Origin of the sequence: Moorella humiferrea (assembly GCF_039233145.1) — a bacterium.
GTDB classification, from domain to species: Bacteria; Bacillota; DSM-521; order Neomoorellales; family Neomoorellaceae; genus Neomoorella; species Neomoorella humiferrea.
Map to the genome: position 1 here is coordinate 861,663 of NZ_CP136419.1, position 22,220 is coordinate 883,882.

Here is a 22,220-nt window from a genome sequence, read left to right on the forward strand (position 1 = left end):
GGCTCGGTTCGGACCGCTGCTCGCCGCCTGCGGATTGCCAATGATGTTGCTCCTGGTTCCACTTGCTATTATCTTTCTATGAGACACTCATGCCACATAATAGCGGCACCAACAGAAGAATGAAAATAACGGGCTGGCATTTGTTTGGAGCGAGCGACTTGGTCCGAGCGGTTGAACAGCCTTGGCGAAGCCGAAAAGCGAGGGCGGGGCCGAGGACAGGAGGTCCGAGGCCGGCCTTTGAGGCAAGGATGCCGAATAGGCCGGGAACCCCGCCCGAGCCTGAGGCTGAGCCTTAGGCTGATCCGCGAGGGCCATGGAGCGAGCGAAAACAATGCCAGCCTGGAGAGAAGTAATTTTCAGGGTAAAACACCCTTTCTTTCTAAAAAGGGCGCGCTCAGGCGTGCCTTAAGCTGCGGCAGCGGTAACCTCACCTCGCCTGTTCTGTTCCCGGCGCTCCACTAATCGCGGCTCCGGGACACAGCACCTCCACTTTATCAATAGCAACGAGGTTTTACGGGAGCTTAAACGGCTCCTTTTATTTTTTGCCCTTTTACGGGCGGTATAAAAGCCGGTAGGCATGGTAATAATTATCCCAGAGCCACCGTCGGGAGGTTTCTCGCCAGTGATGCTTAATAAAGTAGAGATTTGCGGTGTGAATACCTCCAAGCTACCTTTGCTGACCAGCGAAGAAATGCGGGCCCTTTTTGAGGCCATGCACAGGGGAGAACCGGAGGCCCGCGAGAAGCTCATCAAAGGCAACCTGCGCCTGGTCTTGAGCGTAATCCAGCGTTTTACCAACCGCGGCGAGTATGTCGACGATCTGTTCCAGGTAGGCTGTATCGGGTTAATGAAGGCCATTGACAACTTCGATTTAAGCCAGAACGTCAAGTTTTCTACTTACGCTGTGCCCATGATCATCGGCGAGATACGGCGCTACCTGCGAGATAACAACCCCATCAGGGTAAGCCGTTCCTTACGGGATATAGCTTACAAGGCCCTGCAGGTGCGGGACGCCCTGGTCAACAAGCTGTCACGGGAGCCGACGGTGGCGGAAATAGCCAAGGAAATCAATCTACCCCAGGAAGAGGTAATTTTTGCCCTAGATGCCATTCAGGAGCCGGTGTCCCTTTTTGAACCCATTTACCACGACGGCGGCGATCCCATTTATGTTATGGATCAAATCGGCGATGACAAAAACCAGGACGGCAGCTGGCTGGAAGGCATCGCCATACGGGAAGCCCTGAACAAGCTGACACCGCGGGAACGTCTGATATTGTCCCTGCGCTTCTTTGAAGGCAAGACCCAGATGGAGGTTGCCGACGAAATCGGCATTTCCCAGGCCCAGGTTTCCCGCCTGGAAAAAGCCGCCCTGCAACATATGCGCAAGTATATTTAATTCAGCATACCTTGGATGCGGAGGTGTCAAGGAGTGTCTTTAATGAAGAAGTCCCTTTTATTTTTCCTCATCACCGGTTTGTTAATTATAGCCAGCGAGGTTGTCGGGAAACAGGGGCAGGCCGTTGTACCGGCCTATAATTCCCACAACTTAATCCGCCTGCACGTCATTGCCAACAGCGATAACCCGGACGACCAGGAGCTCAAACGCCACGTGCGCGACGCCATTCTTGCCAGCGTGGGCCGTAACCTGGCCGCAGCCGGGGATATTGGAGCCGCCCGCCGCCTGGTAAGCGGTAATCTCGCGGCCATTACCGCCGCCGCCGAAGGGCAGATCCGCAGGGAAGGGCAAAATTATACCGTACGGACGGAATTTGGCGATTTTCCTTTTCCCACCAGGGCCTACGGCGACATTACCCTGCCGGCGGGAAATTATGAAGCCGTTCGCGTGGTGATCGGGGAGGGAAAGGGAGAAAACTGGTGGTGCGTCCTCTTCCCCCCATTGTGCCTGGTAGGGGGTTCCGGGCAGGCGAAGGCCGCCTTCCCGGCAGAACACCCGCTACCGGATGAAGGCGGAGAGAAGAGGGCCCGTTTAGGATGGAAGTTATTAGATTTCTTGCAGTTTTCCCGCCACCGCCTGGCCTCTTTATGGCCTTAAAGTTTAACCCCGAAGACCAGCATGGCTGGCCTTTCTTTTTTGGCTTTCAACGCCGCTGCTGTTCATATAATTAAATAGAACGGGCAGGCCCCGGCCACAACCGGAGGTGTTGATCATGATCCGGGTGACCGAATTGCGCCAGCGGGAGGTTATTAACATCATCGATGGGCGGCGGCTGGGTATAATCAAGGATCTCGACCTGGACCTGGAGGCCGGCCGGGTGAAGGCTCTAATTGTACCCGGGCAGGGAGGCAGGTTTTTTTTCTTTTTCGGCCGGGAAGAGGATCTGGTCATCCCGTGGGAAAACGTAGTAAAAGTTGGGGTTGACGTCATCCTGGTAGAGAGTTATAACTTTACCACGCCGGCCCACCGGGAAAGGGCTTAAAGCCGGGCGGCCATATGTTATAATAAGGGCGGAGGAAAAAGACGTGGCCGCTTTTGTACGCGAAAACATAGAGGGAATAACATACTGGCGGGTGGCTTTCCTGGAAGAGAGGGCACCCGTTAAGGCCTATTTCAGCGGGCGCAGCGGTGGCACCAGCCGGCCGCCGTACGCTTCCCTCAATCTGGGTCTGCATGTCGGTGACGTACCACAGGCGGTACTGGCCAACAGGCAAAGGCTGGCCCGCCTTCTGGGTCTTCCCCTCGACAATTGGGTGGTCGGGGAGCAGGTCCACGGCAATGAAGTGGCCGTGGTATCGGCATTGGATGCCGGCCGGGGCGCTGAGGAACTGACGACGGCCCTGCCGGGGGTCGATGCCCTGGTTACAACAGCCCCGGGTTTAACCCTCGTCGGCTTTTACGCCGACTGCGTGCCCCTTTACCTGGTCGATCCGGTAAGGGGCGGCATCGGCCTGGCCCATGCCGGTTGGAAGGGTACGGTGCTGCGGGTGGGGGCGCGGTTGGTGGCCGGGCTTGCCGCCCTCGGTGGCAGGCCGGACGATTTTCTGGCCGCCGTCGGTCCGGCGGTAGGCCCCTGCTGTTACCAGGTTGATGCAAGGGTGGCCGCAGCTGTCAAGGCTAGCCTTCCCTGGGCCGAGGATGTTTTACACCCGGAGGCTTCCGACCGTTACCGCCTCGACCTGCCCCGGGCCAATTATCTACAACTTCTGGCTGCCGGATTAAGGCCGGAAAACATCGCCGTGGCCGGCCTCTGTACCTGCTGCCTTTCCCGGGATTTCTTCTCATACCGGGCGGCCCGCGGTGCAACCGGGCGCCAGGCGGCCCTATTATCCCTCCTGAGGTAAAGATATGAAGGCAGTTTATGTGCCAGAACGCCGGGCACGGCCGCGGCGGCGTCGGCGTCCAGGGCGTCTTATTATTGTCGCCGCGGCCTTCATCCTTTTTCTTTCTGTCGCCCGCCTGGGTTTTGAAGAAGCCATGGGGGTGGCGGCCCGGCATTTTTTAAAGCTGGAAAGGGTTAATTACGGCGTCCTGGAAGAAGATCTTCCCCTTGAGGTTTTTATTGCCAGGGAGGAACAGCCCTTAATCGCGCCGGCGACGGGCACCCTGGTGCCCGTCGCACCGCCCGATGAGCGGGTTCCGGCGGGGGCGGTAATCGCCAGGATTCTTCCGGCCTCACCACCGCCCTCGGGTCCCGAAATTATGGAGGTCAAGGCACCTTTCCCCGGTTTGGTTTCCTACCGTACCGACGGCCTGGAAAAATCCCTCCGACCCGACAATCTGGGAAACATGCCCTTTAAAGAGCTTAAACGCCTAGTAGAACTGGGCCGCGAGATGACGGCGGGAAGCCGGGTACAGGGAGGGACGGCCTTCGGCCGCCTGATCAACAATCTGGCGCCCTTGACGGTTTATGCCGCCCTGGCGGGATTTCCACAGGAATGGCAGGTCGGTAAAAGGGTCACCCTTAAACTGCCGGGAAGTGGGGAAGAAGTGCAGGCGACAATTACCCGCCTCCAGGACGAAGGCGAACAAAAGGCAGTCCTTATGTCCATTACCGGTTGGAATGATCCCTGGCTGAATCCCCGCCGCATGGAAGTGGTCGCCGTTTTAAACCGTTACCGGGGGATGGTTATACCCGCAGCGTCGCTTACCGAAGGAGCGGCCGGAGAGAAGGGCGTCTACGTCCTTGAAGGTGTGGACATTAAGTGGCAACCGGTAACCCTCTGCGGCCGGGTGGGGGACAGGGTGGCCGTAAAGGAGTTGAAAGAGGGAATGGAAGTCGTCGTCAACCCGTCCTTGGTGCGCTGGCTGATAAGGTAAAAAAGGGATAGCAGCAGGATTTACTATAAAGATGTAGAAAATATAGAGGATCGACGGAGGAAAAAAGATGGTTTACCTGGCAGAAAATATCGCCCGGGTAAGGGAAAGGATGGCGGCCGCCGCCCGGCGGAGCGGGCGCAGCGTTGATGAAGTGACTCTGGTGGCCGTGACCAAAACCGTGGCCGTGGAGGTAATCAAAGAAGCCGTTGCCCTGGGCCTCGAAGACCTGGGGGAAAACCGGGTCCAGGAACTCCTGGCCAAACAGCCTTACATAGAGGGCGCAAGGTGGCACCTCATCGGTCACCTCCAGCGCAATAAAGTCCGTCAGGTTTGGGATAAAGTAGAGCTCATTCATTCGGTGGACAGCCTGGCTCTGGCCCGGGAGCTGGACAAGCGGGCCGTCTCCGGCGGACGGCGGATCAAAGTTTTAATCGAGGTCAATGTAGCCGGCGAGGCGAGCAAGTTCGGTCTGGCGCCGGAGGCTGTTCCTTCCTTTATCAAGGAGGCCAGCGGGTTTACCGGTCTAAATATTATGGGATTGATGACGGTGGCCCCCCTGACGGAGGATCCCGAAGAGGTACGACCGGTTTTCCGCCGCCTTGCGGCTTTAAGACGGGAAGTGGAAGCCCTGCACCTGCCGGGGGTGGACATGCGTTATCTTTCCATGGGTATGAGCAACGATTTTGAGGTGGCCATTGAAGAAGGTTCCAATCTGGTGCGCATAGGGACGGCCATCTTTGGCGCACGGACTTAATCAAAGCTAAATAGAGGTGAAGGATATGGCCTTTTGGGACGGACTGCTCCAGTGGCTGGGCTATGGTAGCGAAGAAGACGACCGGGAAAGGGACAATGGCGGTAAAGCCTGGGAAACGCCGGTTGTTTCCCCCATTCCCGCCGCTCAGAATAGGGCCAAAGTGGTAAGTTTACCGACGGCGCGGCAATCCTTACGGCTGGTCGTGGCCCGGCCCCAATCCTTTGATCAGGCGGCGGGACTGGCGGAACACTTGAAAAACTATCGTCCCCTGATCGTCAATGTTGAAGCCATGCCTGTAGACGAGGCACGGCGGATCGTCGATTTCTTAAGCGGGGCCACCTATGCCCTGGGCGGCATGGTGCGCCGGGTGACCAGCGGCATCTTTTTGTTTACCCCCAGCAATATCGATTTAAGCGGCGATCTGGAAGAGCATATGGGTGGAAGCATCAACTGGCTGGAAGCGGCTGGTCGCAAATAAGGGGAGGCTTAATTTTCCATGAAAGAAAATATAGGCTTTTTGGGAGCCGGCGCCATGGGGGAGGCCCTGATCCGGGGATTGATCAGGGCCAGGCTGGTACCCGCCTCCCAAATAGTCGCCTGGGACGTCCGGCAGGAAAGGCTTAGGGAATTAAAAGCCGCTTATGGCCTGGAAACCGCGATTGGTAGGGAAGATTTAACGGCGCGGGCGGACATCATCCTCCTGGCCGTGAAACCCCAGAACGTGAAGGAGGCCCTGGACGGCATCCAAATTGGTAACGGGAAACTCGTTATCTCCATCATTGCCGGCGTAACCCTGGCCGAGCTGGCTTCTTTTTTGGGTGCAGTGCCCCTGGTGAGGGCCGTACCCAACACCCCGGCCCTGGTGGGCGAGGGCATAACTGCGCTGGCGGCCAACGACCTGGTCGGCCCTGAAGATCTGGACAAGGCCGTGGCCATCTTTAGCGCCGTGGGCCGGGCCCTGGTTTTGCCTGAAGGGCAGCTCAACGCTGTTACTGGTTTGAGCGGGAGCGGGCCGGCTTATATTTATGTGCTCATCGAGGCCCTGGCCGACGGCGGGGTGCGCCAGGGACTTGCCAGGCCCGTGGCCCTGGAGCTGGCGGCCCAGACCGTTCTGGGTGCGGCGCGGATGGTACTGGATACGGGCGAGCATCCTGCAGTTTTAAAGGATAAAGTAACCTCGCCGGCAGGGACTACCATCGCCGGGCTGGCCGTCCTGGAAGACCGGGGGTTCCGGGGAGCGGTCATCCGGGCGGTGGAAGCGGCCACCCTGCGCGCCGGGAATTTAAGTAAGGAGTAACGTCATGCAAACACTGCTGCTAATTATCCGTACGGCCTTTGAAGTTTTGAACTGGTTGATAATTGCCAGGATCCTTATTTCCTGGTTTCCCCACGACCCCTATCATCCCGTTATACGTTTTATCTACGAGGTGACCGAACCTGTCCTGGCGCCTTTTCGCCGCCTCATGCCGCGCACCGGCATTCCCCTTGATTTTTCGCCCATTTTAGCGGTCCTTGTTTTACAGCTAATCGAGCGCCTGCTTATCAGTTTTATCATGCATCTCGGTTAGGAGGATGATATACGGTGCTGGCACCGCTGGACATTAACAAAAAGGAATTTCGCCGCGCCTTTCGCGGTTACAGCTGCGAAGAGGTAGACGAGTTTTTAGAGCAGGTTCTGCGGGACTACGGCCAGATCTATCGGGAGAATCAGGAGCTCCGGGAGAAAAACCTGCGCCTGACCGAGGAGCTGGAGCGCTACGCCAACCTGGAGCAGGTCATTAAGGACGCCCTGGTCGTCGCCCAGCAGGCCGCCGAGGAGACGCGCCGTAATGCCCAGCGGGAAGCCGGCCTGATTATCCAGGAGGCGGAAAACAAGGCCCGGGAAATTTTGAACCAGGCCCGGCTTGAGGTGGAAAAGGCCGAACGTTACCGTAAAGAGCTCGAAGCCTCAACGGCGGCCTTTAAAACTAGGCTGCGCTCTTTCCTTAAAGCCCAAATGGAACTGCTGGCAGTTGAAGAGGCGGCCGCCGCCGAAGAAAAAACCCTGTTTGATGGGGAAAATATACCAGACGAGTCTAAGGAGTGACGACGTTAAGTGGATTATAGCAAAACCCTGAACCTGCCCCGTACCGATTTTCCCATGCGGGCCAACCTGCCCCAGCGCGAGCCCGAGATTCTTAAATTCTGGGAAGAACAGGATATTTACCGCCGCGTCCAAGAAGCCAATAAGGGCAAACCCAAGTTCATCCTCCACGACGGGCCGCCCTATGCCAACGGCCATATACACCTGGGGCATACTTTAAATAAAATCCTCAAGGACATTATCGTCAAATACCATTCCATGAATGGTTTTGACGCCCCCTACGTACCGGGATGGGACACCCACGGCCTGCCCATTGAGCAGCAGGCCATCAAAGATTTGGGCCTTGACCGCCGGGCCGTTGATGTGGTGGAGTTCCGCAATCGCTGCCGCGATTACGCCCTGAAGTACGTCAACATCCAGCGGGAAGAGTTTAAACGCCTGGGGGTGCGGGGCGACTGGGACAACCCCTACCTGACTCTGGACCCCGAATACGAAGCCGTCCAGATCGGCGTTTTCGGCGAAATGGCCAAAAAAGGTTATATTTATAAGGGCCTCAAGCCTGTATACTGGTGTACCGATTGCGAAACGGCCCTGGCCGAAGCCGAAGTTGAATACGGCGAGAAACGCTCGCCTTCAATCTATGTAAAATTTCCCGTAACCGACGCCCGCGAACTTTTCGACCCGGAAGGGACCTTTATAGTCATCTGGACGACTACTCCCTGGACCCTGCCGGCCAACGTGGCCATCGCCCTGCACCCTGAATATAAGTACGTTTTGGTCCAAGCGGGGGAAGAACGTTACCTCATGGCGGAGGAGCTTTACCGCCAGGTCTTTGAGCTCCTGGGTATAAAAGATTACCGGGTGGTAGCCGCCTTTACCGGGACCGAATTGGAAGGGGTCGTCTGCCGCAATCCCTTGATGGAAAGGGATTCCCTCGTCATTTTAGGCGAGCACGTTACCCTTGAACAGGGCACGGGCTGCGTCCATACGGCTCCCGGCCACGGCCTGGAAGACTATGAAGTCGGCCTGCGTTATAGCTTGCCGATTCTCTCGCCCCTTGACGACCGGGGTTATTTTACCCGGGAAGGCGGGCAGTTTGCCGGCCTCTTCATTGAAGACGCCAACAAAGCCGTAGTTAAGGAACTGGAAGCCAGGGGGGCGCTGCTTAATTTTTCCTTCATCAAGCACCAGTACCCCCACTGCTGGCGCTGCAAGCACCCCGTCATCTTCCGGGCCACGGAGCAATGGTTCGCCTCCATAGACGGGTTTCGCCGTCAGGCACTGGAGGCCATAAAAAGTGTAAAATGGATTCCTTCCTGGGGCGAAGACCGGATTTACAACATGGTGGCGGAACGCAGCGACTGGTGCATTTCCCGGCAGCGCACCTGGGGGGTGCCCATCCCCATTTTCTACTGCAACGACTGCGGCAAAGAGATCATCAACGACGCTACCATAAGTCATTTGCAGCGGCTCTTCCGGGAGCATGGCTCTAACGTTTGGTTTGCCCGCAAAGCGGAGGAACTGGTGCCTGAGGGATTAAAATGCCCTGCCTGCGGCGGCCGCAGTTTCCGCAAAGAAACGGATATAATGGACGTATGGTTTGATTCCGGCTCCAGCCATGCCGCCGTCCTTGCCACCCGGCCGGAACTGGGCTGGCCGGCGGATCTCTATCTGGAAGGCAGCGATCAGCACCGGGGTTGGTTTAATTCTTCCCTGTCGACGGCGGTGGCCACCCGCGGCCGGGCCCCTTACCGTCAGGTTTTGACCCACGGCTTCCTGGTGGATGAAGAGGGGCGCAAAATGTCCAAATCCCTGGGCAACGGCATTGACCCCGCCGACGTTATCAAAGAAAAGGGGGCCGACGTGCTGCGCCTCTGGGTGGCCTCGGCCGATTACCGGCGGGACGTTGCCGCATCCCCCCGCATCATGCAGCAGCTGACCGAGGCCTACCGCAAGATTCGCAATACCTGTAGGTTCCTGCTGGCCAATCTTTACGACTTTGACCCCGGCAAAGATGGCATCGCCAGGGAAGAAATGCTGGAAATCGACCGCTGGATCATGGATAAACTCCAGCGTCTGGTAATGAAGGTTACCCGGGCCTATGAAGACTACGAGTTCCACGTAGTGTACCACGCCATTCATAACTTCTGCGCCGTGGATTTAAGCGCCGTTTATTTAGACATCATCAAAGACCGCCTCTACACCTGGCCGGCCGCCTCCCGGGGACGCCGTTCGGCCCAGACGGTGCTTTATGCAACTATTAATGTCCTGGTCAGATTGTTAACCCCAATCCTCGCCTTTACCACGGAAGAGATCTGGCGTTATTTACCGGAAACCCCCGGCAAACCGATAAGCGTGCAGCTGGCCGAATGGCCCCGGGTCCAGGAAGAATATCTGGACGACGATCTCAAAGAACGCTGGGATAAGATTCTTGAGGTGCGCGACGTCGTTACCCGTGCCCTGGAGCGGGCCCGCCAGGAACAGGATTTAGGTAATTCCTTAAATGCGGCCGTGCACCTGTTCCCAGATACCGCCCTGTACAGCTTCCTCCAATCCATGGAAGAAGATTTGGCGACTATTTTCATTGTTTCCCAGGCCGTCTTGCATGCTCCTGCGGAAGAAGCGCCGGCCGCGGCCTTTGTAGCCGAAGAGATGCCCGGCCTAAAGGTCGTGGTGGAAAAGGCGCCCGGCGATAAGTGCGAACGCTGCTGGATGGTCAGTCCCACCGTCGGACGCGACGAAGACCATCCCACCCTGTGCGCCCGCTGTGCGGCCGTCCTGCATAGCTCTTAAAAAACGGCCATAAAAAACGGGAAACAAGCCATACTAAAAAAGACGCCGGCTTGACGCCAAAGGGTACGAGACAGAGCACAGGGAAAGGAAGGCGGGAAAGGTGCGGCAGTTCCAGGAAGAAGATTTCTTGCCCGTGGAAGTCCCGGTGGGGGTATCCGGCCGCCACATCCATCTCTGCCGGGAAGACCTGGACGCCCTTTTCGGTCCCGGATACGAATTGACGGTCTTGCGTCCTTTAAGCCAGGAGGGGGAATTTGCCGCCCGGGAAACGGTGACCATCGTCGGTCCCCGGGGGGTTCTGGAAGGCGTCCGGGTCCTGGGGCCGGTGCGGGCCTACTCCCAGGTGGAAATAGCCATGACCGACGGTTTCCGCCTGGGATTAAGGCCGCCGGTAAGGCAATCGGGAGACGTAGAAGGTACCCCGGGTATTGCGGTAGTCGGACCAGCCGGGGCCCTCAACCTCCGCCGGGGAGTAATCCTGGCCGCCCGCCACATTCATATGGAAGAAGAACGGGCGAAAATCCTCAATCTCCACGATGAACAGCAAGTACGGGTCTGGGTGCCCGGGGTTAGGGCCATGATCCTCGATAACGTAATCATCCGGACCAGTCCCCACTATCGCCTGGAACTGCATCTAGACACCGACGAAGCCAATGCCGCCCTTTTGTCCGGGGGTGATAAAGTAAAAATCCTGCGGCCTTAACGCAGGATTTTTTATTTCGGGTGCGGGGAAAGATATAAAGGAGTCTTTTAGGAGTCTTTCCCTGCAAGGAGCAAGCGCCGTTGGCCGATATGGGAAAAACCGCCTTTTACCTGGCTGCAAAAATTGAGCAGCTCATGGCCGCCATGGAAAAAGCCAGCCTGGCCGAATGGGTAGAGCTTTATCGTCGGCCCTGGCGCCTCTTAATCTTAAATTTTGCCGCCGGTGTGGCCAGGGGTCTGGGAATAGCCGTAGGATTTGCCATACTGGGCGCCATCGTCATCTATATCGTCCGCGAGCTGGCCCTTTTGAATTTGCCGGTAATCGGCAAGCTTATAGCTGAAATTGTCCGCATGGTCCAGCAGGAAATTTACTAGACGGGAGGATTTATTTATCAATGGACGCCGCAACCCTGGAACACTTTCGCCGCCTTTTGCTGGAAGAAAAGAAAAAGCTGCGGGAACAAATAGATTCCTTAACCAGCGGAGGGCTACGCTCTTCCCTTTTTGAATCAACCCAGGAACTCTCCAGCTACGACAACCATCCCGCCGATCTCGGCAGCGAAGAGTTCGAGCGCAGCAAAGATCTGGCGCTGCGGGACAATGCCCGCCTCCAGCTTCGTAAGATAGAAGATGCTTTAGCAAGCATTAAAGAAGGCACCTACGGGTATTGCCGGGAGTGCGGCCGGGAAATACCGCGGGAACGCCTGGAGGCCGTGCCGGAAACGACTTTATGCCTGGCATGCCGGAAAAAATTAGAAGAAACCGGCGATAACAACAAGCGGCCCATCGAGGAACAGGTGGTTCTTCCCCCTTTTGGCGGTCAGTTTTCCGACCCCCGGCAGAAACACCCGGATGAGGAAGAAGCTCTAATGTACGACGGAGAAGATACCTGGCAGGAATTGGCGCGTTCCACCGAACATGCCTCGGAAAGCAGGAGCGGGGCCTATTATGGCCCCATGGACCTGGATGAGGATATAGGCTATGTGGAGGCGGTGGAAGGTATACCATATTTTAAAGGGGCCGACGGCATGTTCTATGAAGACACCGGTGCCTACATCGACGATGAATCAAGCCCCGAAGAAAAATTGATCGGTGATGCCGGCTGGGATAAGATTCAATCATAGGGTTGGGTTTCCAGGGTATCATCTGGCCTGCCGAAAGAGAAGACAGTGGTAGTTTCTCCTTCCGGTAAGACCCGCTCGAAATTGCCGCAGTTGGTATCCAGGCCATTGCGGGTAATGCGGATGGTATCAAGTTTACAGTAACCCGTACCGTCATGATGACTGCAGATATCCATTTCACAGCGTATTCGAGACATTCCTTTTAACCTCCCTGTACGCCTTAAGTGCTTTCCCGTCGTAAAAATAGTTTACCCATCTCTGGAGGCGTGGTATGATAGAAAACGAAAGGGTAAGGGAGAGGAGCGGCATGTACAAAGCTTTAACCATAGCAGGATCGGATTCTGGGGGCGGTGCCGGCATTCAGGCGGATTTGAAGACCTTTGCGGCCCTCAAGGTTTACGGTACATGCGCCATTACGGCGGTAACCGCCCAGAACACCGTGGGGGTGGAAGGAATCTTTGAATTGCCTGCGGAGTTTGTAGGGCGGCAGATAGACGCCGTTTTAAAGGACATCGGTGCCGACGCCGCCAAGACGGGGATGCTCTCCAGCGTCGCCATTATTGAAGTCGTGGCTGCCAAGGTACAGGAGTACGGAGTTAAAAAGCTGGTCGTCGATCCGGTAATGGTGGCCAAGAGCGGCGATTACCTGCTGGCTAAGGAAGCACGCCGTGTTTTAAAGGAAAAGCTTTTGCCCCTGGCCTTGGTCATCACCCCGAATCTTGACGAAGCGGGCACCCTTACGGGACGTAACATAGACAGTGAAGAAGGAATGGTGGAAGCGGCTAAAGCGCTGCACGATCTGGGTGTACCCTACGTCCTGGTAAAGGGCGGCCATCTTTCCGGCGCGGCGACGGATATCCTTTATGACGGCCGGGAAATACGGCGCTTCACCGCCCCGCGCCTGGACAACCGCCATACCCACGGCACCGGATGCACCCTGTCGGCGGCCATCACCGCCTTCCTGGCCCGGGGCCTGGCGGTTGCTGAGGCGGTAGCGGCGGCGAAAGAGTATATTCAGCTGGCCATCGGCCGGGCCCTGGGAGTGGGCCGGGGCTGTGGGCCCGTCCATCACCTGGCATCCTATTATTCCTGGGGGGAATGAGCGTGCCCTTTCTACTGCTGGTGGCCCTAGTACTAGGCCTCGATCAGCTTACCAAGTATATTGTGAGGATTAATTTTCAGCCCAATGAGAGCCTCCCGGTGATTAATTCGTTTTTTCATTTAACCTACGTCAATAACCCGGGAGCCGCCTTCGGCCTTTTCGCCTATAAAACGCCCGTATTTGTAGCAATCACCGTGCTGGTGGTGGCCGTAATCCTCATTGCCTACCGCATCCTGCCGCCGGGAAGTCCGGTTATGCGCCTGGCCTTGGCCCTGATTACCGGCGGCGCCCTGGGAAACCTCATCGACCGCCTGCGTTTTGGTTACGTCGTTGATTTCTTGGATTTCCGTGTCTGGCCGGTATTTAACCTGGCCGATGTAGCAATTGTTAGCGGCGTCATTCTCCTCTGCTGGCAGCTTTTGGGCCCGGCGGGAGAGCAGGGGAAGAGCCTGTGAGCCGTCTGGTGGAACTGGAGGTGCCGCTCTGGGACAGGGGCAAACGTCTGGACGCTTGGCTAGCCGGGGAAATGGAGGGGATTTCCCGCTCCCGTATTCAGCAGCTCCTGGAGGCCGGAGCCGTTACTTTGGCGGGAGGTGAAAGGCCCAAGGCCAATTACCGCCTGCGGGGCGGGGAAAAAGTTTTAGTTACCCTCCCGGATCCGGTAAGCTTGGAGGTCAAACCGGAACCCATACCTCTGGATATCCTGTACGAAGACGAAGACGTAATCGTTGTCAATAAACCCCAGGGAATGGTCGTCCACCCGGCGCCGGGCAATGAAAGCGGCACCCTCGTCAATGCCCTTTTATACCACTGCGGCGACCTTTCGGGTATAAACGGGATCTTAAGGCCGGGTATTGTCCATCGCCTGGACAAAGATACCTCCGGCATACTGGTGGCGGCTAAAAATGATGCCGCCCACCGGGGGCTGGCGGCCCAGGTTAAGGCCCACTCCATGAAAAGGGTTTACCTGGCCCTTGTTCATGGGAACATTTCCGAGCCGTGCGGGCGTATTGAAGCCCCCATCGGCCGCCATCCTGTAGACCGGCAGCGCATGGCGGTTACGGCCAAAAACTCCCGGGAGGCGATCACCCATTACCGTGTCCTCGAGCATTTTGACGGCTTTACCCTGCTGGAGGCCAGACTGGAGACCGGGCGCACCCACCAGATAAGGGTACACATGGCCTTTTTGGGCCATCCGGTGGTGGGGGATCTAAAGTACGGCCCGCGCCGCTGCCCCTTTGACGTACCGGGGCAGCTCCTCCATGCCGCCTGCCTGGGCTTTAATCATCCCGTTAGGGGCGAGTATCTGGAATTTACGGCACCGCCGCCGCAGCCGTTCCTGCAAGTGCTGGAGAAATTGCGACGGCAAAAGGAGGGAGAGGGTTAATAGATGCCTGACTGGGTCACCGTGGCGGTGAGGGAAAGGGCGGAAGCCCTGCTCATCCGGGGCCTGCTGGCGGCAGCCGGTCTGCCGGTACGTCTGGTGGGAGAGGCCCTGGGGGAAATCTACGGATTCCATACTGGACCCCTGGGAATAGTCCAGATCCAGGTGCCGGCCGCTGTTACGGAGCAGGCGAGGCAGATCCTGGCAGGCTTTCAGGAGGAAAGCCAGAATGGGGGGTAAACTCCGGAACCGCCTTAACGACCTCGACGGCCGCCAGTGGCTGTACTGGACCGATACCCTCTACATTACCAACTACCCTCCCGATGCCACCCATGTTTTGCGCAAGCAGCACGGCGCCATGAAACCCCCGGAAGTAATGGCGGAAATCATTCGTTTTTTTACCAAGGAAGGCGAACTCGTCCTGGATCCCTTCGCCGGGGTGGGGGGGACCCTTTTGGGCGCCGCCCTTACCGGGAGGAAGAGTCTCGGTTTTGAAATCGATCCCCGCTGGGTGGCCGTCTACCGGACCATCCAGCGCGATTTTGTCGTGGTGAACGGTGTCTTATGCCCCCGGGAAGAGGCGGACAATGGTGAGGCAATAAACGGGGAAATGCGCCAGGGCGATTGCCTTGCCCTGTTGAAGGAACTGCCGGCGGCGTCTGTTGCGGCGGTCGTAACCGATCCTCCCTACGGCATTAACCACGGGGCCAGGGGCTTCGGTGGAGAAACCAATTTTAACATGCTGTCTTCCGGACTGGCAGGGGATCTGGGCCATGCCCCCGACCTGGAAACCTTCCTGGAGCGGCTTCAGGAAATCGGAGGAGAAATCTGGCGGGTGCTGCTGCCCGGTAGATACCTGGTAATGATGGTGGGGGACCGTTACCAGGAGGGGGAGTATGTTCCTTTAGGTTTTCTTGTTGCCCAATCCTTACGTGAGGTGGGCTTTAAATTTAAGGGGGTAAAGATCTGGTCCAACAAGGCCACCCGCCGTCCTTTAAAACCCTACGCCGTCAAATCCGTCTTTGTCCCTAACATCACCCACCAGAACATCCTGATCCTGAGAAAGGAATGATGGCCCTTGCAGCAGCTGCTGGCCGTCGGGGCCCAAATAGGGGCCCTTTTTTTCTATGTCTTCCTGGGTTTTATGGGACGCCGCTTACAAATTTTAAGCCCGGAAAGCGATAAAGCCCTTTCTGACGTTATCTTTTATTTTACCATGCCGGCTTTGACCATAACTTCCATGAACTTGAAGGTTTCCCCCCAGGAACTAAACAACGCTTTTTTCATCCTCGCCGCCGCCGTTATTCTCGTCCTACTTTCCTACGTCCTGTGTCTTCCCGTGGGGCGCTGGCTGCGCCTGCCCGTAAGGGAAGACAAGGCCCTGCGCTTAACCGCCGCCTTCGGTAACGTGGCCTACCTGGGCTTTCCCGTAGCCTACTCCCTCTGGGGTCAGCTGGGGGTTTTTTATGCCGCCATGTATGCCCTGGGCCATAACATTCTGTTCTGGACCATTGGGGTCTATTTGATGGAAGACAACCACCACTCCGGTATAAATTGGCGTCAGGTCTTAAATATCAACGTTTTAGCCATTGCCGCAGGCCTGCTTTTGGCCGTTACCCATATCCAGCTGCCATTGTTTTTGTTTAACCCTCTGGAGGGTATGGGTCAGGCTACCATTCCCCTGGCCCTGCTTCTGGTAGGCTCCATGCTGGCCGAATCCCCTTTAAGGGAACTGGCGGTAAATAAAAATGTTTACTATATGATCACCATCAGGTTGTTAATTTTACCCCTTGTGGCCCTTGGCGCCATGGCCCTTTTACCGGGATGGGACAGGGTAGCCCGTTCGCTGGTAGTACTGGAAATGGCCATGCCGGCGGCCGCTATTGCTCCAGCGGTGGCCCGAAAGTACGGCGGGGATTACGGTCTCGTTTCCCATGGAGTAGTGTCCACAACCCTTGTTTCCATGTTAACCATTCCTTTATGGGTATGGTTGTTAAATTGCTATTTCTTGACATAAAAATCCATTTTTCTAGCAGGAAAAAATGGCATGGGTGTCAAATATTACCAAATAAATTAGGAGGTGACACCCATGGTCAAAAAAACTAAAAATGTACCGGCTCCCAAGATTACCAAAGTTAAAGTAACGGGTAAATTAGATTCCCTTACCGATCTCTTAAAACTGCGTCTCTTTGAGTACTCACCCCAGGCGGTGGACGAGCTGGTCAAGGAGGCCCAGCAAAATCTGCTGGTCAACCATACATTGGCCAAAATACAAAAAAACGTCAACCGCTGCCTGAGCAAAAACCCTTGTTTTCGCAGCGAAGGCAAGGGTTTGTGGTGCCTGCGCCTGGACGGTTTAAAGGAAAACGACGCCGCCCACCGCGTCCTTCAATCCCAGGGCGACGCCATGCGCTTGACGGAAATCAATGCCGTGTTAAAGGAAGCAGGTAAGCCGGAAGTACCGGGGGAACAGAAACTGGTGGCCGACGGGCGCTTTATCAGACTTAAAGACGGCCGCTGGGGCCTCATTCATTGGTCTTATGTCGAACCTGAAAGCGTACCGTCTCCTGCCGGGGAAAAGACGCCTTCCCAGCCGGCGGTCACTTCCCCGATTGAGGCCGGCAAGAAGGAAGTTGCCGCCGTCATGGCGCCGCAAACTTCAGATACCGTACCCCTGGCTCAATCGGAACCGGCGGCTAAAGAAGATTTCTGGGACAAATTGTTCCCCTTGAAGCCGACCGGCGAGAAGGGCACGGCGGCACCAACGACCCCGGTTAAGCAGTTGGAACCGGAACCGCCGGCCTGGGCGGAAATTGCCGCGGGAGCGGAAGCGGCGACCCTCACCTTAAGCCTCATTAACGGCGGCAAGGCCGGAACCGTTCGTCAGGCTTCCCCGAAGGACGAAGAAAAAGAGAAGATGCGGCAGGAAATTGAAGACCTGCGCCGGGAGAACAAAAACCTGTTGGGCGATTTAGAAAAGCTCCACCGGCGTAAAGAGGAACTGCGCCAGGAACTCACCCAGATGGAAGAACAGCTGGTAAATTTAAGGGTGGAGCGGGATACGTTAAAGAAAAGGGTCAGCCACCTGGAAACACGCCTCATGCAGCTGCAGGGGACCCTTAATAAAACCGTCAGCGACGCCCAGGCCGAACAGGCCCGTCTCAAGCAGCAGCTGCGGGAGCAGGAGTACCGCCTGCAGACGACCTTGATCGCCAACGAAGATCTGGAAAGGGCGGTGGCCGACCTGCAGAAAGAAAGGCAGGAGCTGAAGCGCCAGCTGAACTTCTGGCCGGTGCGCCTGGCCTTACGCCTGGCTGCCTTTTTCGGTTTTAGACTTGTCCGGGAAAGGGCGCGGGCCAGGGCCTACAGCCGCTAGCCCCTTGCTCAAAATGGCAACTGTAGTTTATAATATGACTTGACCCCGATTAATACGGGGTATTTTTATTGAAGCCGGGTGGATGCCTTGATGGATGTGGTACAGGCGTACGACCTAGTAAAGAGATACAACGGATTTACGGCGGTGAAAGGTATAAACTTTCGCGTTCGTGCGGGGGAGTGTTTCGGTTTCCTAGGTCCCAACGGCGCCGGCAAAACTACCACCATAAAAATGATCCATTGCTTTATACCTGTTACCGCGGGCAGCCTGGAGGTCCTTGGGTTTGATGTGCGCCGCCATCCCCGGGAAATTAAGGCCCGCCTGGGAGTGGTGCCCCAGGAAGACAACCTGGATCCGGAACTGAGTGTAGAAGAAAACCTCCTCCTTTATGCAAGTTATTTCGATATCCCCCGTTCAGAAAGGATTAAACGCACCCGGGAACTCCTGACCTTTGCCGGTTTAGAGGAAAAGGCCGGAGTAGAGGTGGATCACCTGTCCGGGGGTATGAAAAGGCGCCTAGCCATAGCCCGGGCCTTGATTAATAAACCCCAGCTTTTGGTTTTAGACGAACCCACCACCGGGCTGGATCCGGAAGCCCGCCACCTGATCTGGGAGAAGCTGCGCCAGCTGAAGGCGGCAGGGGTAACCCTTATCCTTACCACCCATTATTTGGAAGAAGCGGCGCGGCTCTGCGACCGGCTGGTTATTATGGACAAAGGCCTTATCCTGGAAGAAGGAGAGCCAGGGGCGCTGGTCGAGCGGCATGTCGGGAGGGAGGTCCTGGAACTGGCGCCGGCAGACGAGATGGTCGGCACTATCCTGGAAATTGTTAAAGGGAGTATATTGGGCCACCAGATCATCGGCCAGACTCTATATCTATATGCCAGCAACGGTCGGGAAACATGGCGGCGGCTGCAGGATTTTAGCGCCCGCTTCAGCCACATGCGGCTGCGGCCAGCCACCCTCGAAGATGTTTTTTTGAAGCTGACGGGGAGGTCGCTGGATTAAGTATGAACATTTCTTACCGGGTCTGGAAGGTTTTCTGGCGCAATTTCGTCGTCTTTCGCAAGACCTGGATGACCAATATTATGTTTAACTTTCTCGAACCCCTCCTGTACCTGGCGGCCATGGGCTACGGCATGGGGTATTATATTCCGGATATAAAGGGCATGAGCTACCTCCAGTTCCTGGCGCCGGGGCTCATCGCTTCCTCGGCCATGTGGGCTACGGCCTCCGAATGCACCTATGACAGCTTTGTGCGCATGAAATTTCAGAAGACATACCATGCCATAGTGGCCACGCCGGTAAGCCTGGACGAAGTGGTCGTCGGGGAAATGCTTTTCGGTACCTTTAAAAGCGTTCTCTACGGTACCGTCATTCTGGTGGTGATTTTCTTCCTCGGCCTGGTGCCTTCGCCGGCGGCCCTGCTGGTGCCCCTGGTGCTGGTGCTGTGCGGTTTTATATTTGCCGAGCTGGGAATGATCTGGACGGGACTGGTGCCGAAGATCGATACCTTCAGCTATTTCTTTACCCTCATAATTACCCCTATGTTCCTCTTCGCAGGCGTCTTTTTTCCCCTTGATGCCATGCCCGCCGTCGTTCGCAATCTGGCCTGGTTTATCCCCCTATATCATGTGGTGGAGATGGTAAGGCCATTGGTCTTAGGACAGGTGACCCCGGCCCTTGGCGGCCATGTTTTGTGGCTTTTGTGCTTTGCCGCCGTCTTTTTTTACCCGCCCCTTTACCTTTTGCGGCGGCGTTTGACGGGTTAGCAGGTTGTCCCGCTGGGGATAATATGTTATCCTTTTTATTAAAGTTATCAAAGGAGAGCTTTCAAATGATAACCCTTGGATCTTTGTTCAGTCCCTATGCCTGGATCCTTATCATCCTGGCGGCGTTGATCATCTTTGGACCCAAGAAGTTGCCGGAACTCGGCCGCGGTCTGGGGCGGACCATTAATGAATTTCGTAGAGGCCTAAAATCTGAAGACGAAACCAGGAAAGAATAGAGCTTTTTTGGAGGTGGCATAATGCTAGGCCGGCCGTTGTTGGCCATAGATATCGGGGGCGGCACCCAGGACATCCTCCTTTACCGCCCGGACCAGCCGTTGGAAAACTGCGTCCAGCTCATACTGCCGTCGCCGACGGTTATCTGCGCTCGTAAGGTAGAAGCGGCTACTGCTGCCCGCCGGGACGTTTTTCTTACCGGATATCTCATGGGGGGCGGAGCCCTGGTGGGCGCTTTGCGCCGCCATCTGGCCGCCGGTTTAAGGGTCTATGCCACGGCGGCGGCGGCCCGGACGGTTTACGACGACCTGGACCGGGTGCGGCGGCTGGGCATCGTGGTAACCGAGGCACCGCCGGATGACGCAGTTACTATAAAGACGGGCGACGTCGATCTTGACACCCTTGCGGCCAGCCTGGCACCCTATGGCGTAGAACTCCCGGGGGAAGTGGCTATAGCCGTCCTGGATCACGGCGAGGCGCCGCAGGGTATGAGCGACCGCCTCTTTCGTTTCCAGCACTGGCGGCGCTTCGTGGCCGACGGCGGCAAGCTGACCGACCTCCTTTACCGCCGGCCTCCTCAATATCTGACGCGGATGAGGGCCGTACAGGAACAGGCGCCGGGGGCCTGGCTCATGGACACCGGCGCGGCCGCCCTGTGGGGTGCCCTGGGCGATGAAAGGGTCGCGGCCCACAGCGGCGAAGGTTTAATAGTTCTCAACTGCGGTAACCAGCACACCATCGGTGTTCTTCTCCAGGAGGGACGGGTCTGGGGCCTTTTTGAGCACCATACCAGTGTTTTGAGCGGCCACAAGCTGGCGGCTTTCGTCGCCAAGCTGCGCGCTGGGGAACTGACCCAGGAAGAAGTTTTCAACGACGGTGGCCATGGCTGCTACATCCACCCGGATTACCGGCCCGGAAAAGGCTTTCACTTTGTAGCCGTGACGGGTCCGCAGCGGCGGCTGACCATCCACCAGGACTACTACTGGGCGGCACCCTTTGGCGACATGATGTTAAGCGGCTGCTTCGGTTTAATTGCCGCCGTGGCCGCCACCGGCAGGCAAAGTGCCCCTGTCAAGCATCAATGAAAATGTCAGGTAAAACACATCTGTGATTCTGTCAGGGACGTGGTATAATTAGGCCTGCGAGGTTTCCATGGATTACGCCATGGATGATTAGCAGCGGGCCTGCGAGGAATAGAAGGGGTAAGGCCCGCGCTTTTTTCTTGAGCCATAGCAGGCCTATTATTCTCTAAATTGCTTTTAGCATTTTCCGGGAATACCTTAAGGCCATAAATATTGCCCTGCCAAGCAACGCACAAAGCACCGTCCAGGGGCTTAATGACCTCCACAACAGAGCGAAGGGGGATAAAAGGCGCACCTTTAGGGTTTAAAACTTTATATGTCTTACCCAGGAAGTGAATGGTGTAGCCGGGATTTAAGGTTCTATATTCCTTCCAGGAGAAGATATATTCCAGGCGCAAATGAGAAGGAATGGGGCGGAAGGCCGAAACAGTTTCAGCCGGGGGAACGGCGAATTTTTCGTTGTAGCGCTCAATAAACCCCGGAAGTACGGCGTTAGCCTCTTCCAGGGAAGAGGCGCCGGCCAGGCGGAGTTCGATAACCAGCCTTTGCTGTAAAGTCTCAAAAGAGCGCTCAATGCGGCCTTTAGCCTGGGGAGAATAGGCCGGGATATGCTGGATGCCAAGGTCCCTTAAGATGCGGCCAATCTGGGTTAAAGAGCGCTTTTCACCCAGCAGTTGCTCCTCAAGAGTAAGGTGCTCCAGCTTTTCTTTCGGTGAAAAGAAGAGGGTATGCCTGTCCGAATAAATAGCAAGAGGGATACCGTGCTTAGTGATAAGTTGGTATAAGAGACGGCAATAACCCTCGAAATCCTCAGCAGGCCAGAAGAGGGCGGAAAGAATTCGGCCGGTAGCGTCATCGATGGCCAGCAGTAAAACCAAGGAAGGGCCCCGACCCTCCAGCCAATCATGATGGCTACCATCAATTTGAACCAGCATCCCAAGTTGGGGTTTACGAGGGCGGCGGCAATGAGGTTTATGCGGGCGGTGTTTTCTAGGACTGAGGATACCAGCAGCTTTAAGGATACGGCCCACAGAAGCGGGGCTTAAACAAATACCTTCATGTTCGCGGAGCAGTTCGCTAAGGAAAGTATAATTGCACCCCCTGTATTTAGTTTGAGCGAGCTGCACCACTTTCTGGCAGAGAACATCAGAGAGGGCATGAGCAGGTTTACGGCCGCGATTACCGTGGGCCAGTCCTGCCGGGCCCAAGGTTTTAAGTTTCGCTTTAAGGCGATAGGCATGGCGTTCGCTAATTCCCAAGATGGAGGCTGCATATGCAACTGTAATCTCTCCATCCAAAGTTTTTTGTAAAACAAGTACCCGGTTCATTTCCATCTGTGACAAGGTAATCCTCTCCCTACTCATACTGACATTTTTACAGATGGATTTCACCCTGACAATATCACAGATGGATCACAAGGCAGGCAAAGTGCCCCTTGACAGGGAAAGGATTTTTGGCTAAACTACCATCTCGAAGGTCCTTTTAAGTTAGTCCGGTGAGGCTAGCAAAGGATTAGTAGGAAAGGGATACTGGTATACTAA

Annotated in this window: 27 protein-coding genes; 25 read left to right on the top strand and 2 right to left on the bottom strand. The window is 56.3% G+C overall.

Annotated features, from left to right (window positions below; all coding sequences use genetic code 11):
• Positions 1-625: 625 nt before the first annotated feature.
• The 14 genes from sigG to MHFGQ_RS04555 all read left to right on the top strand — a co-directional run bounded on the left by sigG (position 626) and on the right by MHFGQ_RS04555 (position 11,732).
• On the top strand, positions 626-1,396 hold the full coding sequence (gene sigG, locus MHFGQ_RS04490) for an RNA polymerase sporulation sigma factor SigG (RefSeq protein WP_211292928.1): 771 nt from the start codon (positions 626-628) through the stop codon (positions 1,394-1,396).
• A 42-nt stretch (positions 1,397-1,438) separates the two neighbouring features.
• Positions 1,439-2,053 carry a stage II sporulation protein R gene (spoIIR, locus tag MHFGQ_RS04495; protein WP_106005906.1) on the top strand — a complete coding sequence of 205 codons (615 nt, stop codon included), beginning with the start codon at positions 1,439-1,441 and terminating at the stop codon, positions 2,051-2,053.
• Between the two features lie 115 nt (positions 2,054-2,168).
• Entirely contained in the window at positions 2,169-2,438 is a 270-nt protein-coding gene (locus MHFGQ_RS04500; protein WP_106005905.1) for a PRC-barrel domain-containing protein, read from the top strand.
• Between the two features lie 43 nt (positions 2,439-2,481).
• Positions 2,482-3,300 (top strand): peptidoglycan editing factor PgeF, encoded by an 819-nt coding sequence (gene pgeF, locus MHFGQ_RS04505; RefSeq protein ID WP_106005904.1) that lies wholly within the window; start codon positions 2,482-2,484, stop codon positions 3,298-3,300.
• 4 nt (positions 3,301-3,304) lie between these two features.
• Positions 3,305-4,276: an HlyD family efflux transporter periplasmic adaptor subunit gene (locus MHFGQ_RS04510; RefSeq protein WP_106005903.1), complete on the top strand. Its 972-nt coding sequence runs from the start codon at positions 3,305-3,307 to the stop codon at positions 4,274-4,276.
• Between the two features lie 67 nt (positions 4,277-4,343).
• A complete protein-coding gene (locus MHFGQ_RS04515) occupies positions 4,344-5,030 on the top strand; it encodes a YggS family pyridoxal phosphate-dependent enzyme (protein ID WP_106005902.1) in 687 nt (228 codons plus the stop codon).
• Positions 5,031-5,055: 25 nt separating this feature from the next.
• Positions 5,056-5,508, top strand: coding sequence for a cell division protein SepF (locus MHFGQ_RS04520; RefSeq protein ID WP_106005901.1), 453 nt, complete (start codon positions 5,056-5,058; stop codon positions 5,506-5,508).
• An 18-nt stretch (positions 5,509-5,526) separates the two neighbouring features.
• The gene (gene proC, locus MHFGQ_RS04525) at positions 5,527-6,327 is read left to right on the top strand and encodes a pyrroline-5-carboxylate reductase (RefSeq protein WP_106005900.1); all 801 of its coding nucleotides are present in this window, start codon (positions 5,527-5,529) and stop codon (positions 6,325-6,327) included.
• 4 nt (positions 6,328-6,331) lie between these two features.
• Positions 6,332-6,598 (top strand): YggT family protein, encoded by a 267-nt coding sequence (locus tag MHFGQ_RS04530; protein ID WP_106005899.1) that lies wholly within the window; start codon positions 6,332-6,334, stop codon positions 6,596-6,598.
• Positions 6,599-6,612: 14 nt separating this feature from the next.
• Positions 6,613-7,116 (top strand): DivIVA domain-containing protein, encoded by a 504-nt coding sequence (locus tag MHFGQ_RS04535; protein WP_106005898.1) that lies wholly within the window; start codon positions 6,613-6,615, stop codon positions 7,114-7,116.
• A 9-nt stretch (positions 7,117-7,125) separates the two neighbouring features.
• On the top strand, positions 7,126-9,906 hold the full coding sequence (ileS, locus tag MHFGQ_RS04540; RefSeq protein ID WP_106005897.1) for an isoleucine--tRNA ligase: 2,781 nt from the start codon (positions 7,126-7,128) through the stop codon (positions 9,904-9,906).
• A 100-nt stretch (positions 9,907-10,006) separates the two neighbouring features.
• Positions 10,007-10,609, top strand: coding sequence for a phosphate propanoyltransferase (pduL, locus tag MHFGQ_RS04545; protein WP_106005896.1), 603 nt, complete (start codon positions 10,007-10,009; stop codon positions 10,607-10,609).
• 89 nt (positions 10,610-10,698) lie between these two features.
• The gene (locus tag MHFGQ_RS04550; RefSeq protein ID WP_106006022.1) at positions 10,699-10,983 is read left to right on the top strand and encodes a DUF5665 domain-containing protein; all 285 of its coding nucleotides are present in this window, start codon (positions 10,699-10,701) and stop codon (positions 10,981-10,983) included.
• 20 nt (positions 10,984-11,003) lie between these two features.
• Positions 11,004-11,732, top strand: a complete 729-nt coding sequence (locus MHFGQ_RS04555; protein WP_106005895.1) for a TraR/DksA C4-type zinc finger protein — start codon at positions 11,004-11,006, stop codon at positions 11,730-11,732.
• Here the strand turns inward: MHFGQ_RS04555 and MHFGQ_RS04560 are convergent.
• A complete protein-coding gene (locus tag MHFGQ_RS04560) occupies positions 11,723-11,926 on the bottom strand; it encodes a DUF1540 domain-containing protein (protein ID WP_146127166.1) in 204 nt (67 codons plus the stop codon). The genes MHFGQ_RS04555 and MHFGQ_RS04560 overlap by 10 nt on opposite strands.
• A gap of 74 nt (positions 11,927-12,000) precedes the next feature.
• Between MHFGQ_RS04560 and thiD the strand changes: the two genes are divergently transcribed.
• From thiD to MHFGQ_RS04615, 11 genes are all read left to right on the top strand, one after another.
• Positions 12,001-12,831, top strand: coding sequence for a bifunctional hydroxymethylpyrimidine kinase/phosphomethylpyrimidine kinase (gene thiD / locus MHFGQ_RS04565; RefSeq protein ID WP_277997039.1), 831 nt, complete (start codon positions 12,001-12,003; stop codon positions 12,829-12,831).
• 2 nt (positions 12,832-12,833) lie between these two features.
• Positions 12,834-13,286 (top strand): signal peptidase II, encoded by a 453-nt coding sequence (gene lspA / locus MHFGQ_RS04570; RefSeq protein ID WP_106005893.1) that lies wholly within the window; start codon positions 12,834-12,836, stop codon positions 13,284-13,286.
• Positions 13,283-14,218, top strand: a complete 936-nt coding sequence (locus tag MHFGQ_RS04575) for an RluA family pseudouridine synthase (protein ID WP_245907878.1) — start codon at positions 13,283-13,285, stop codon at positions 14,216-14,218. The genes lspA and MHFGQ_RS04575 overlap by 4 nt, the downstream gene beginning before the upstream one ends.
• Before the next feature lie 3 nt (positions 14,219-14,221).
• Positions 14,222-14,455, top strand: a complete 234-nt coding sequence (locus MHFGQ_RS04580; RefSeq protein ID WP_106005892.1) for a hypothetical protein — start codon at positions 14,222-14,224, stop codon at positions 14,453-14,455.
• Positions 14,445-15,287 carry a DNA methyltransferase gene (locus tag MHFGQ_RS04585; RefSeq protein WP_106005891.1) on the top strand — a complete coding sequence of 281 codons (843 nt, stop codon included), beginning with the start codon at positions 14,445-14,447 and terminating at the stop codon, positions 15,285-15,287. Before MHFGQ_RS04580 ends, MHFGQ_RS04585 begins: the two co-directional genes overlap by 11 nt.
• 6 nt (positions 15,288-15,293) lie before the next feature.
• Positions 15,294-16,232, top strand: coding sequence for an AEC family transporter (locus MHFGQ_RS04590; RefSeq protein WP_106005890.1), 939 nt, complete (start codon positions 15,294-15,296; stop codon positions 16,230-16,232).
• Positions 16,233-16,304: 72 nt separating this feature from the next.
• Positions 16,305-17,591, top strand: a complete 1,287-nt coding sequence (locus MHFGQ_RS04595) for a hypothetical protein (RefSeq protein WP_106005889.1) — start codon at positions 16,305-16,307, stop codon at positions 17,589-17,591.
• Positions 17,592-17,681: 90 nt separating this feature from the next.
• Positions 17,682-18,599, top strand: a complete 918-nt coding sequence (locus tag MHFGQ_RS04600) for an ABC transporter ATP-binding protein (RefSeq protein ID WP_106005888.1) — start codon at positions 17,682-17,684, stop codon at positions 18,597-18,599.
• Positions 18,600-18,601: 2 nt separating this feature from the next.
• Entirely contained in the window at positions 18,602-19,363 is a 762-nt protein-coding gene (locus MHFGQ_RS04605; protein ID WP_106005887.1) for an ABC transporter permease, read from the top strand.
• Positions 19,364-19,428: 65 nt separating this feature from the next.
• Entirely contained in the window at positions 19,429-19,599 is a 171-nt protein-coding gene (tatA, locus tag MHFGQ_RS04610; RefSeq protein WP_106005886.1) for a twin-arginine translocase TatA/TatE family subunit, read from the top strand.
• Between the two features lie 21 nt (positions 19,600-19,620).
• Positions 19,621-20,682, top strand: coding sequence for a DUF1786 domain-containing protein (locus MHFGQ_RS04615; protein ID WP_106005885.1), 1,062 nt, complete (start codon positions 19,621-19,623; stop codon positions 20,680-20,682).
• Between the two features lie 5 nt (positions 20,683-20,687).
• Here the strand turns inward: MHFGQ_RS04615 and MHFGQ_RS04620 are convergent, their stop codons facing one another.
• Entirely contained in the window at positions 20,688-22,013 is a 1,326-nt protein-coding gene (locus MHFGQ_RS04620) for an ISNCY family transposase (RefSeq protein WP_245907886.1), read from the bottom strand.
• Positions 22,014-22,220 lie beyond the last annotated feature (207 nt).